This window comes from Pseudomonas sp. (genome assembly GCF_050739995.1).
GTDB lineage: Bacteria > Pseudomonadota > Gammaproteobacteria > Pseudomonadales > Pseudomonadaceae > Aquipseudomonas.
The window spans coordinates 1-12,576 of the sequence record NZ_JBOICG010000784.1 but is presented as its reverse complement, the minus strand read 5'-3'; the positions used below and the strand labels follow the sequence as shown (position 1 = coordinate 12,576).

The following is a 12,576-nucleotide window of genomic DNA, read 5'->3' as shown; positions in this document are numbered from 1 at the left end:
GTGCACACCACTCACCCAATGCAAGTATTACGAATCACTCTTCCAACACCGCAATAAAAGTTCAACTTACAATCACTCCAATGCAACTAGGGCACCATGCCACTTTCCCGGGCGTAGGTGTACAAATCGACGTCGGTCGAAATACACAACCGCAACATCGCCGTACTCTTTTGCTTACTGATGGTGGAAATACTGCGATTGACCTGAGCGGCTATCTGGCTGACGGTCATGCCACTGGCCAGCATTCGCACCACTTCGCGCTCCTTGCCAGAAAGTTGAGGTAACTCCCTTGTACTCGAAGTGCCCGCAAGATCCATCTGGGCACGAAGGCATTCACTGACGAAAGTTCGCCCATTGATCACCGTCTTCAAGGCCAACGGCAGTTCCCTCGCTGAAGCGCTCTTGGCCACAATGGCCCGAGCACCATGGTTGAACGCGGCCCTCAGTGTGGTGACATTGGCAAACATGGTCACCAGAATCACCGGCAGCGACGGGTACTGGCGCTGGAGCAAACCCAACAACCCATAACCGTCAGCCTGCTGGTCACCCGGCATGGCGAAATCCGTGACGATTGCATCGCACGGCATACTGGCAACCAGCGCCAGCAGTTGGTCGGGGCCATTGGCCTCACCGACGACTTTGCATAAACCACTGGCCTCGATCACTACTTTCTGCCCAACACGAACAATCGGGTGATCGTCGGCAATAATTATCCGAAGCATCGTATTTTCCATGATGGCAAGTTGAATTCTTTCAAAATACATCGACAAGTCTTACACAACAACCGGCGATCTCGGACAAACTCTTCGCAAGCAGCCCATACTTATGCAGCATTAACTTATACCTACAAAACAAAAAGAATTAGACGACAGAAACGACCTACAAACAAAACTAAAAACTCCTACGCATCTATATAAATAATCACAGACTCGCCAAATACAACAGGTAACGTTCGATGTCTCCGTTAAAGCGCTCAAGCAATGAACGGTTCTCCGTGACCCCTGTGCGATGTACCCGTTCGATCAGGTGTATCGCACGCTGCTCAAGACCGGTATCGCCCAAAAACGCTACGCCACCAACCAGCCGGTGCAAGTGCTGGGTGGTCAGGGCGACGTCAAGGTCATTACGCGCTTGATCCAGCGCGGCCAGATCATCGTGGGCTTCCTGAATCAGGCAAAACAACAGCGGCTCCACGACCTCCCAGAAACCGAAGGTGGCGATCAGGCTGGCACGCGTGGGGTACCTGCCGTGCAGACGCGCCAAATTGGCGGGGCGCCTGGCCTGCCGCCAATACGTTGCGGGGTCAGGCAACCAATACAACAGCACCTCGCGCAATTGCCCAAGGGTGATGGGCTTGAGCATCCAGTCATCCATGCCGCACGCCACGCAACGCTGGATCTGTGCCATATCCAGGCAGGCAGTCAAGGCAATCACAGGAATACGCGCCGCCCCTGTTTTACTTTCGCGGTGGCGCAGTTCACGGGTCATGGCATAGCCATCCATCACCGGCATGCGACAGTCGCTGATAACCAGATGAAATGGGCGCACAGCCAGCACATCAAGCGCCTGTTGCCCATCCTCGACCGTTTCATGAGCCACTCCCAGCGTGTGCAGAAATGAGCCGATCAGCAAGCGATACGCGCCGTGGTCGTCTGCCAGCAACACCCGGATCGCTTGCCAATGCGGCGACTGGGGCATTGCACTGCCAGGACTACGACTGGCACTCGTATGCTGCATAACGACCTCACGCAAAACGATCAGCGCGTCGGCCCTGCAAGCGGCTGACGGGTGCCGACCTGACGGTCGACCTCACTCGAATAAAGGCTATTTGATGGCGCGAAAAATATCCGAATGAGCAATTCAAGGCGATACAACAACTACGACAATTCAGTTTTTCCTACAGGTACAACCTCATTTTCCAGAGAACACCGGCACAGTCGATCACTATCGTAATAGTTGCATTCAACCGCTGAAGCCCCATCGCTAAAGTTGCCGTCGCTCAGGCCAAAGAAGGCGCGATGGGGCTAAAAACCATAAGCACACTGCCCACCCTATCCACGCACCGCCTGAGCTCCCTGTGTCCAACACTGTTCCAAGGAGCCCCATTCAATGAAAGCCTCTTTAACCACCCTGGTGGCGATCGCCCTATTGGGTGGCACGTCTTGCGTACTGGCCGCCAGTAGCGTCGATTTGACCGTCAAGGGGCTGATTACGCCCAGCGCTTGCAGTACGACGCTGAGTCAGGGCGGCGTCGCCGACTACGGAAAGATCGCCGCCCGCGACCTGAATGAAACCATCCCGACCACGCTGCCCATCACCACGATGCAGTTCAGCGTGACCTGTGAAGGCGCCACGCTGTTTGCGTTCAACGGCGTGGATAACCGACCAAACCCGAACCCGAACATTTACTCCTACAGCCTGGGCTTGATCAACGGAACGCAAAGCGTGGGCACCTACTACATCACGTTCAAGAACCCCATCGCGGACGGCCTGCCGGTCAGCAAACTCGCCTCCCTGGACAATGGCGCCACTTGGTATGAGATCACGGAAAACAGCGGGTGGATGCGCGGTCGGCCCGCGGCATTCGGCAATGACGCCAGCGGCGTTTGGGCACCTATCCCGATCACTACGCTCAACAGCGACTTCCTCGTTCAGCCCTATATCGCCGCCACCCGGGAACTGACTCTGACCGAAGAACAACCGCTCGACGGCTCAGCCACCCTGGAATTGCGCTACCTGTAACCCACCGGCCCTTCACAAGGATTTGTGCCTATGACTAGATCCCCCCCCACTGCGCTTGCCCTGCTGCTGGCAACCTGCGCGCCCGCCGCATTCGCCGCCAGCAGCATGGACTTGAGCGTCGCCGGGATTATTACTCCGGCGTCCTGCACCCCCAGCCTGTCCGGTGGAGGTGTTATCGACCACGGCAAGCTGACCGCCAAGGACTTGCACCTGGAAACGCCGACCAGCCTGAAACCCGGCGAAATGAACCTGCAAGTGCATTGCGAAGGCGAAACATTTTTCACCCTGACCACCGTCGATAACCGCGCGGGCACCTCGGCGATCAATCCGATGCACCACGGGCTGGGCATGATCAACGAGAGCCAGAAGCTAGGCAGCGTGGCCTTCGGGGTATTCGATCCAATGGCCGACAGCGTGCCGGTGCAGGCCATTTTCTCTAGCGATGGCGGAGCCAGCTGGCGTACGTCGTCGTACTTGGGGCATGCCGGCTTGACCTCGTTCGCCGCACCGAGCGATCCCAGCACACTCATTGCTCTGCAAGACCTGAGCGCACGCCTGCGTGCCTTCACCATCCTCGTGCCTGCCACCGACCTGACGTTGCTCGATGAAGTGCCGATCGACGGTCAAGCCACGCTGCAAATCAAATACTGGTAAGCCACCTCTCCCCTCTGCCTCTACTCAGGAGCCACACCATGAACACCGCTTTCAAATCCCTTGCCGCTGCCCTGTTGCTCGCCGGCAGCACCAGTGCCTTCGCCGCATCCAGCGTCGACTTGACTGTCAAAGGCTTGATCACCCCAAGCGCCTGCACCCCAGCCATGTCCAGTGGCGGTCTGGTGGACTACGGCAAAATTTCGGCCAAGGACCTGAATGTCGACCAAGTAACCCCGCTCAGCGAGCAAACCGTGCAACTGACTGTCACCTGCGACGCCGCAACCCTGATGGCTTTGGACGCCAACGATAACCGCGCCGGTTCGAACTACGGCAACGACATGATGGAGTTCGGCCTGGGCCTGATCAATGGCACGGAAAAACTTGGCGCTATGACCCTGCGCTTGCTCTCACCGGTCGCCGATGGCGTGGCAGCCAGGGCCATCGGCTCCGAAGACGGCGGCGTGACTTGGTCCAATGAGCAATACCTGATGCCTGACAACCTGATCTCGGTGGCCGACACCTCTGTCGACGCGCCTATCCCGGTTCAGGTGCTCACCTCAGACCTGGTCGTCAGTCCCACAATCGCTCCGGCCAACCAGCTGACGCTGACCAACGAAGCCGCCATCGACGGTTCGGTGACCGTCACCGTGCGCTACTTGTAAGCACGCCTTGAAGCGAGCAACGGCAGGTCTCGAAACCTGTCGTTACCCCCTATCGAAACGATGAACCAGGCAACCGGTGAACCTCCCCCATGAAGCACACCTCTTCACGCCTTCTTGCCATGTTTTACCTGTTGAGTGCTGGCCCCATGGCGCTGGCGGCATCCAGTACCGAATTGAACGTTACCGGGCTGATCACACCCAGTGCCTGCACGCCTACATTGTCGGCCGATGGCATCGTCGACCACGGCATGGTGCCCGCACGCAGCCTCAACCAGTACGAATTCAGTGCCTTGCCGCCCCAGACCCTGGACCTGAATGTGAACTGCAACGAGTTGGTGCTGTACGTATTGGTGGGAATGGACAATCGCGCCAATTCATCCCTGGGCCCAGGTTTTTACTATGGCCTGGGCAATAACATCCATGCGCCCGCGGAACGACTCGGCACGGTATCCGTCGCCTTTCGCGAAGTGATGGGCGATGGCAAGCGCGTGCTGGTCCTGGCATCCAGCAACCAGGGCCTGACCTGGTTCCCGGAAATCAATGCCTACCCCAACAACTACATGGGCTTTGCCCAACCGGGAACGTTGGTGCCAGAACCCCACCGCCTGCTCACGGCCACCTTGCAAGTCAACACGTCCATCAACGCGGCCGCCTATTTGACCCTCAAGCAGGAAGTGCCGCTGGACGGCTCCATCGTGCTTGACCTGAGGTATTTGTAATCATGCCCCCCCTACCTTATTTAACCAGAACGTTCATCGTTGCTCGCTTCACCGGCCTCTACCTCGGTGCGTTGGCCCTGGCGTTCGGCGCCCCCGCGTGGGTTCTAGCCGACGGCATGGTGCCTGACACCTCGGTGGTGATCGTCAACGAGGCCGATGGCGAAGCCTCAGTCACTGTGACCAACACCGATAACAAGCTGGCGTTGCTGCATGTGACCCTCGAAGACATTCCCGAGGACAAAGCCTCTCTGTTGTTCGTGACCCCGCCCCTGGCCCGGGTCGAACCGGCCAAGAGCCAGCTCATCCGCTTCATTCTGCAATCGCCTGAACCCTTGACGACACAACGCCTCAAGCGGGTGATTTTCGAAGGTATGCCCCAAGGCCGCTCAACGGCCCAGGCCGGGCATGCGCGCGTCGGTGTGACGGTCCGTCAGAACCTGCCAGTGATCCTGCATCCCAAGGGGCTCGCGCCCAATCGCACGCCTTGGACAGGACTTGAGTGGCGTTTGAACAACGATCAATTAAGTGTGAACAACCCGACACCGTATGTAGTACGCCTGGCCCAGGAGCTTCGGCTGCTACCCGGCAATGGTTCTGCCCTGTTGCCACGCACCTATGTGTTGCCCGGCGAAACCCTGAAAGTGACAGCCAGCGGCGTCGGTGCCAACCGCGTACAACTGCAGCCAGCCACCGTGTATGGCTTCGCTGTTGCGCCCTATGAAGCACCGTTCTCCCTTTAGAAAAAGAGTGGCCTGCCAACGCCACCCACCGGCCTGACTGCACCGCAGAGTCAGCAGGCAACCACATGAGTATGACCTTGTGAGCACAGCAATAACTGATCGCGACGGCACAGCCGTGCCTGGCGTTTCACCGCGCCGCGCATGCAAATTACTGGCAGGGCTGGCGCTGACTCTGGGCGGCACGCTGCCGTCCGAGGCGCCACTGGCGAGTGACAATCTGATTGCCGGTTCTTTCGACCCCCAAACCTTGTCCCGTAGAGGCATCGACCCGGATCTGGCCAACCTGCTGCTGGAAGCTCCGCGCTTTGCCGCGGGCCGACATGCCGTCAACCTGAGCGTCAACGGCCAACGCCGGGGTCGGGTGGATATCGAGTTTGATCGCCAGGGGGGGCTCTGTTTCAGCCGGCCGCTACTGGATGCGGCCAACCTCACTGTGCCTGACGACACAGGCAACCCAACCTGCCATCGTTTTATAGAACGCTACCCGCAAACCGTGGTCGAGCAAGACCCGGCCAGCTTGAGCCTGGCCCTGGTCGTGCCCACCGATGCCCTGCGTCCTGCCCAGCAGGATATCTCCGGCTATCAGACCGGTGGGTTCGCCGGCCTGCTCAACTACGACCTCACCGGTCTCTACAACGAGTTCGGTGACAACACCAGTCGCTTCGGCTCAGCCAACACCGAAGTGGGTTTCAATGCCGGTGACTGGATCGTGCGCAGCCGTCAGGTCAAGACCTGGCAAGACAGCCACTCGCGCACCACCCACCTGGATGCCTATGCCCAGCGTACCTTTGCCGAACAGCAGGCGGTGTTGCAAGCCGGACAGATCAGCCTCTACAACCCGGTGCTGGCGGGTACGCAAATCACCGGCGCCCAAGTGCTGACCGAAACCGCCCTGCAGGACCAGAACCAAGGCGCGACCATTACCGGTATCGCCAACAGCCCGGCCCAGGTGGAGGTGCGTCAGAACGGTGCGTTGATTCACTCCACGATAGTGCCGGCAGGGCCGTTTGCGCTGACCGATGTACGTCGTTTGAACAACCGCTCCGACGTGGAAGTGACGGTCAAGGAAACCAGCGGCGAAGAGCGCCGCTTTACCGTGCCTGCCGCCATGCTGGGCCTGGGATTGCCGGCTCCGGGCTATTCCGTGGCCGCCGGGCGCGTGCGGCAGATCGGCGACAGCGACGGCACCGAACCCTGGGTAGTCAGCGCGGGCTGGAGCGGTGCCGTACACCCGCAAGTCAGCCTGGGCGGCGGCGTGCTGGTGGCCGACGCCTATCGCTCGGCGGGTATGAACCTGGGGTGGCTGCCCTGGCAGGACAGCCAATTGCAGTTTTCGGCACAAGCAGCCCAAGCCAATCATCAGGGGCGTGAACGGGGCGTTCAGACCGACCTGTCGTGGTCCCAGCGCTTCAGCGAAAACTGGTCGGTGAGCACCGCCGGCTCGTGGCGTTCACAAGGCTATCGCGACCTCGAAGACTCGACCTTCGTCGGCAACAGCCGTGACCAACAGCGTTCGCGCTATCGCGACCAGCAAAGCCTCACGGCGTCCTGGGCACATCCGCAACTGGGTGCATTCAGCGCAGGCGTCTCGCGAACAGCGTCCTATAACGGTGAAAGCAGCAGCCGTGCGCTCGCGTCCTGGGGCACCAGTTTTGGCCGGGTGTCGGTGTCCGCCAGTGCCGAATGGCAAGTGGGCGGCCGTCAGCAGAACGATGACAGCCTCTACCTGAACATAAGCGTGCCGCTGGGTGAAAACCGCCGAGTTCGCACCTGGGCCCGCAGGACCGGGAGTGAACACCGACTCGGCGCGGGCTTGAGCGAACAACTCAACGACCAACTGAGCTACCGGGTGGGCGTGGAACACGACAGCCGTGACCGCGAAGTGGAGTCGTCGATTGGTGTGTCCGCACTGCCGTGGTACAGCCAGCTGGATTTCAACTACACCCGCAGCGACGACGAGCGCGCCAGTTATCAGGGCGGCGCCCGCGGCGGCGTGGTACTGCATGGCGACGGTGTGACGTTCTCGCCGTACCCGGTGCGCGACACTTTTGCGGTGATGTCCGTGGGCGAAATGGCAGGGATCAAGGTCAGCACCCCAAGCGGCCCGGTCTGGACCGATTGGCAAGGCCAGGCGGTGGTGCCGCAAGTCAGCGCCTACGGCCGTAGCCCGGTGGAAGTACAGACCCGCTCGCTGCCGCGCAATGCCGATATCCACAATGGCCTGGCGGTGATTTCTGCCGGACGCGGAGCCGTGGACAAGGTGCAATTCGGCGTAGCCCTCACCCGTCGTGCGCTACTCAACGTCACTACCGACAACGGTCAACCGTTGCCGCGTGGCGCCACCGTGAGCACGGCTGAGGGTGAGTTCGTCACCCTGGTACAGGAAGGTAGCCAAGTATTCCTGCCCGACGTGCTGGATACGCGCCCCTTGTGGGTCAAGGCCCCCGGCCACGTGCGCTGTCGCCTGAGCTTCGAACTGCCGAAAGAGGCTGACCCCGAAGTGTATTTCGAAACCGCACCGGCCCGGTGCCACCAGCCATGAGGACTTTGATCATGGACCTGAAACCTGCTTTGTACGTTCTGGGCATTCTGCTGAGCCATAACGCCCTGGCCACAGAAGAATGCCAGCTCAACCTCAGCCAGACGCACGTGGACTTCGGCTTGATGAACCGCGCCGTGGCGTTGGCCCCCGCGCCTGAGCGGTTGCTGGGAGAGCGGCGTATCACCCTCACACTTAACTGTGCGCAGCCCACCGACATGAGCGTGTTTTATCGCGGTCCGGGTGCGGGGCCCGAACGCTTTCGTTTTACTGAGCGCGGCAGCTACGGCCTGCGCATCAGCGACGCGGTCCTCGATGGTCAGGCGGTGGAGCTGGGTTTGATTGCCGGCCAGGGGCAGGCGCCGTCCGCTGTCAGCACGCAACTGCCCTGGCAACCGGACCACGGCATAGTGCCTATGCGCGGTGGCGTGGCGGTGACCGGGCGCAACTTGTCGCTGCAGATCGATGCCAGCGCCTGGGCCAACGAGAACGCAACGCGAGTACGCGACGCCATCACCTGGGACGTCGCCGGGTTATTCGATGCTCTCGTTGCCGGGCGTTCGCGGGAGCTGCACCTGCAAGCACGCTTTGCGCCGGCAGCCTGCACGCCCACCCTGTCCAACGGCGGGCATGTGGAGCTGGGCAAGTTGTCGGTCAGCGACCTGAATGTCGACAAGGACACTGCCTTGGCGCCACGCACCGTGTCGTTCAGTGTGACCTGCGACGCCCCCACGGCCTATGCCCTGCGCATGCAGGACAACCGCCAGGGTTCGGCAACCGGCGCGGGTGATGAAACCACCTATGGACTGGGCCTGGACACCCGCCAACAGAAGATCGGTCGCTATCGGTTGCTGTTCGATCCCACCCATATCACAGCCGACAGCGTCACTCAGGTCTTCAGCACCGACTCCGCCACGGGCGGCCTACCCTGGAGCAGTGCCAGCCCGCGCATTGCGCCCATCGGCGCCAGTCGTTACCTGGGCTTCAGCACCACCTCCGGCAGTAACGGTGGACCCGACGCCATTCAGAACCTCAACACCACGCTGAGCCTGGAGGCAATCATTGCCCCCCTGGGCTCCTTGGACTTGAGCAATGAGGTGCGGCTCGACGGCTCGGGCACCCTCGAAATTCATTATTTATAGGAGCGCACCGTGAAATTATTCCTGATCCCCCTGGCCTTCCTCGCCGGGCTGACCACACCAGTGTCGGCCCATGCCGCCTCCGCCGTTGACTTGAACGTCACCGGCCTGATCACCCCCAGCGCCTGCGAGCCCAGCCTGTCCAACGGCGGTGTGTATGACCTGGGCAAGATTGCCGCCAAAGAACTGAACGTCGATCAACCCACCAAATTGCCGACGCACAACCTGCAATTGTCGATCAGTTGCGAGGCGCCGACATTATTGGCGCTGGAGCCCAGGGATAACCGCCTCGGCTCCAGCGGTGAAGTGGGAACGACGCGATTCGGCCTGGGGATGGTCAACGGCACCGTACCACTTGGCTATATGTCTCTGAACCTCAACTCGATCGTAGCCGACGGCGTCGGCATGTACCCCATCGGCTCCAGCGGTCCCTCTACCTGGGCACCAGCAAGCCTGCTGTCCCACTACTTTCTCTCCTCGTTTTCACTTACCCCAAATCCAACAGTGCCGGCACCGGTGCAACAAGTCACCGCCGGTGTGTTGATCACGCCCACCATCGCCCCGAGCAACACGCTGCCCTTGACCGAAGAAGTCCCCATCGACGGTTCCGTGACCCTGTCCATGAACTACTTGTAGGAGCTTAACCATGAAAACGTTACTGATCCCTCTGGCGGCCTGCGCATGGTTGTCCAGCATAGGAACAGCCCAAGCGGCCTCCACCGTCGAACTGACCGTCGGCGGGTTGATCACCCCCATGGCCTGCACGCCGGTGCTCTCAGGAGGCGGGTTGATCGACTTCGGCAAGATCTCCCAACAAGACCTCAACCAAACCACCGGTACTCGGCTGCCGCTCAAATCATTGACGTTGACGGTGAACTGCAACGCGCCTGGCCGCTACGCCTTGCGCATGCGCGACAACCGCGACGGCAGCGCCCACGTCAACAGTGAAATCTACTACGGCCTGGGCCTGGACAGCGCAGGCAACAAGATTGGTGTGTACTCGGTGAAATTCGACCCCAAGCAGACCGTGGCCGATGACCTGCCCGTGACCTACGGCACCGAATCGACCACCGGTGGTCTGGCCTGGCGTACATCCAACAGCAACCCCATCGACATCGGCTCACAAAGTTTGCTGGGCTTCACCGATGTGGCCGGCAGCACCGCCGGCCCTTCGGCGATCCAGAACCTGACCAGCACCCTGAGCCTGGAAGCGGTGATCAACGCCAAACAGAACCTGGACCTGAGTGTGGAAACGCCGATGGATGGCTCTGCCACGCTGGAAGTGGTGTACCTGTAATCAGGCCTTCTCGCTGGTGACTTCGACGTACCGCGCGCGACCTGCGCCGCAACCGGTAATGATAGCCCCCACGCCAATCACTCCGAACACCCAACCGGTGGCACCCCAGCCACCGGTCCAATCATGCAGTACACCCACCGCCAGCGGCCCCATCGATGCCAGCGTATAGCCGATACCCTGGGCCATGCTCGACAGGTTGGCCGCCACATGGGAATCCCGCGAGCGCAGCACAATCAACGTCAGCGCCAGGCTGAACGTACCGCCCTGCCCCAGGCCCAACAGGATTGCCCACCCCCACAAGCCATCAATCGGCGCATATAGGCAGCCGAACAGACCGCCAAGGGTCAACACCATCACCACCACGATTGCCAGGCGCTGGTCCTTGCCACGGGTAGCCAGCCACGGCGCGGCAAGGGAGCTGACCAATTGCACGATGATGGAACCCGACAACGCCAATCCTGCCTCGGTGGCACTCAAGCCACGGCCGATCAGAATCGATGGCAGCCAGCCGAACACGATGTACGCCAGGGACGATTGCAGGCCCATGTACAAGGTCACTTGCCACGCCAACGGATCACGCAATAACCCCTTCACGCGATAGGCCACCCGGTGCGCGCCGTGTTTCTGCCCCACTTGCGGCAACCAGAACAGCGCCGCCACCAATGCGGGAACAATCCAAAAACCCAGGCCCAAGGCCCAACTATCACCGAAGTATTGGCTGAGGGGCACCGTGGCTCCCGCCGCCAGCGCCGCGCCCAGGCACAACGCCATGGTGTAGACACCGGTCATGGTACCCGCCTGCTTGGCGAAATCACGCTTGACGATGCCCGGCAGCAACACGCCGATGATGCCAATGCTCGCGCCTGCGATCAGGCTGCCGGCAAACAAACCGACTTCGCCAAAAGTACTGCGCAGGATGATTCCGGCGGCCAGTGTCAGCAGGATGCCTAGTACTACCCGCTCGGCACCGAAACGCCGGGCGAGGATCGGTGCCGTCGGTGCGAACAGGCCCAGGCACAACACCGGCAAGGTGGTCAGCAACCCCGCCTTGGCCGCCGACAACCCGAGGCTGTCGGAGACCTCACTGAGCAAGGGCGACAAGCTCGACAGCGCCGGGCGCAGGTTCAGCGCCACCAGGATCAGGCCCAGCAGCAACAGCCAGGGGCGGTTCACCACCGGGTGAGTGTGTTGCACCACTTCGTCGTCGGCTTCGGCGTCGATCAGCAGTTCTTCAAGCTTGGTTTCAGGGTTCATTGATCAACTGCCGGCAGAGGGATTTGGCGCGTTCCGGGTCTTGGTTTTCCACGGCGTCGAGCAAGGCGATATGCAGGTCGAACACCGTCTGGCGACGCGGTGAGATGTTCAGGGTCTGACGCAGCTGGGCGGCGACGATGGCCGAGAAGTATTGGTACAGCTCACTCAGTGCCGGGTTGTGGGCGGCGTCCACCAAGTGTTTGTGGAAGGTCAGGTCAGCGCTGATGTAGGCCTCCAGGTCACCGTGGTACAGCGCGGCACTGGCATCCAGGGCCTCGCGTAGCACCATGAGGTCTTCCTCGGTGCGGCGAAGCGCTGCAAGGCCGATGGCCTCCACTTCCAAAATCTGCCGCGTCTCCTGGGCCAGCTCCAGCGTGCAATGGGACAGCGCGCGCATGGCCCCCATCGGGTCGGTCATCGAGCGCAGGTAACTGCCGTCGCCCTGGCGTATCTCGATCAACCCGGAAAACACCAACACACGCATGGCCTCGCGCACCGTATTGCGGCTGATACCCAACTCGGCAGACAGCTCGGGCTCGGTGGGCAGGCGCTCACCAATAGCCCATCTGCCTTCGGTGATGCGCAGGCGCAACTGTTCCAGGGCCTGATCGACCAGGGAGCGTTTGATCAGCGGGGTGATGTCTGTCATGGGCTTTGCGCTTTCGTCCAATCATAGGATGAATTTTCCTACAGCCTATTCGGAGTTGCCTACGAAGGCAACGCACTAGGGTTTTCAGGCGGGAAAATGAACCGAATTTTCGATTGGTAAAATTACCCTCTGAGGGTAATTATTGGGCTCAGGTGTCTTATGGAAAAGTACACACCTCATT

At 60.7% G+C, this 12,576-nt stretch carries 13 protein-coding genes; 9 read left to right on the top strand and 4 right to left on the bottom strand.

The genetic code is table 11. From position 1 onward, the window contains the following. Nucleotides 1-86: 86 nt before the first annotated feature. Together ACRESD_RS26570 and ACRESD_RS26565 are read right to left on the bottom strand one after the other, a co-directional pair. Nucleotides 87-722 (bottom strand): response regulator, encoded by a 636-nt coding sequence (locus tag ACRESD_RS26570; protein WP_431753627.1) that lies wholly within the window; start codon nucleotides 720-722, stop codon nucleotides 87-89. 199 nt (nucleotides 723-921) lie between these two features. Then, entirely contained in the window at nucleotides 922-1,737 is an 816-nt protein-coding gene (locus ACRESD_RS26565; protein ID WP_431753626.1) for a response regulator, read from the bottom strand. Between the two features lie 372 nt (nucleotides 1,738-2,109). On the opposite strand from ACRESD_RS26565, the gene ACRESD_RS26560 reads away from it, so the two are divergent. The 9 genes from ACRESD_RS26560 (at nucleotide 2,110) to ACRESD_RS26520 (ending at nucleotide 10,492) form a co-directional block, all read left to right on the top strand. Next, complete coding sequence (locus ACRESD_RS26560) at nucleotides 2,110-2,742, top strand: DUF1120 domain-containing protein (protein ID WP_431753625.1); 633 nt, start codon at nucleotides 2,110-2,112, stop codon at nucleotides 2,740-2,742. A gap of 30 nt (nucleotides 2,743-2,772) precedes the next feature. Continuing rightward, nucleotides 2,773-3,396: a DUF1120 domain-containing protein gene (locus ACRESD_RS26555; RefSeq protein ID WP_431753624.1), complete on the top strand. Its 624-nt coding sequence runs from the start codon at nucleotides 2,773-2,775 to the stop codon at nucleotides 3,394-3,396. Between the two features lie 38 nt (nucleotides 3,397-3,434). Further along, complete coding sequence (locus ACRESD_RS26550) at nucleotides 3,435-4,058, top strand: DUF1120 domain-containing protein (RefSeq protein WP_431753623.1); 624 nt, start codon at nucleotides 3,435-3,437, stop codon at nucleotides 4,056-4,058. 89 nt (nucleotides 4,059-4,147) lie between these two features. Beyond that, nucleotides 4,148-4,777, top strand: coding sequence for a DUF1120 domain-containing protein (locus ACRESD_RS26545; RefSeq protein WP_431753622.1), 630 nt, complete (start codon nucleotides 4,148-4,150; stop codon nucleotides 4,775-4,777). Nucleotides 4,778-4,779: 2 nt separating this feature from the next. Beyond that, nucleotides 4,780-5,517: a fimbria/pilus chaperone family protein gene (locus tag ACRESD_RS26540; protein ID WP_431753621.1), complete on the top strand. Its 738-nt coding sequence runs from the start codon at nucleotides 4,780-4,782 to the stop codon at nucleotides 5,515-5,517. Between the two features lie 79 nt (nucleotides 5,518-5,596). Further along, nucleotides 5,597-8,059, top strand: a complete 2,463-nt coding sequence (locus ACRESD_RS26535) for a fimbria/pilus outer membrane usher protein (protein WP_431753620.1) — start codon at nucleotides 5,597-5,599, stop codon at nucleotides 8,057-8,059. 11 nt (nucleotides 8,060-8,070) lie between these two features. Then, nucleotides 8,071-9,198, top strand: a complete 1,128-nt coding sequence (locus ACRESD_RS26530) for a DUF1120 domain-containing protein (RefSeq protein ID WP_431753619.1) — start codon at nucleotides 8,071-8,073, stop codon at nucleotides 9,196-9,198. Between the two features lie 9 nt (nucleotides 9,199-9,207). Continuing rightward, nucleotides 9,208-9,831, top strand: coding sequence for a DUF1120 domain-containing protein (locus ACRESD_RS26525; protein WP_431753618.1), 624 nt, complete (start codon nucleotides 9,208-9,210; stop codon nucleotides 9,829-9,831). A 10-nt stretch (nucleotides 9,832-9,841) separates the two neighbouring features. Then, a complete protein-coding gene (locus tag ACRESD_RS26520) occupies nucleotides 9,842-10,492 on the top strand; it encodes a DUF1120 domain-containing protein (RefSeq protein ID WP_431753617.1) in 651 nt (216 codons plus the stop codon). On the opposite strand, the gene ACRESD_RS26515 is transcribed toward ACRESD_RS26520, so the two are convergent. Then, nucleotides 10,493-11,746: a CynX/NimT family MFS transporter gene (locus ACRESD_RS26515; RefSeq protein WP_431753616.1), complete on the bottom strand. Its 1,254-nt coding sequence runs from the start codon at nucleotides 11,744-11,746 to the stop codon at nucleotides 10,493-10,495. Next, the gene (locus ACRESD_RS26510; RefSeq protein WP_431753615.1) at nucleotides 11,736-12,395 is read right to left on the bottom strand and encodes a FadR/GntR family transcriptional regulator; all 660 of its coding nucleotides are present in this window, start codon (nucleotides 12,393-12,395) and stop codon (nucleotides 11,736-11,738) included. Before ACRESD_RS26510 ends, ACRESD_RS26515 begins: the two co-directional genes overlap by 11 nt. Between the last annotated feature and the right edge of the window lie 181 nt (nucleotides 12,396-12,576).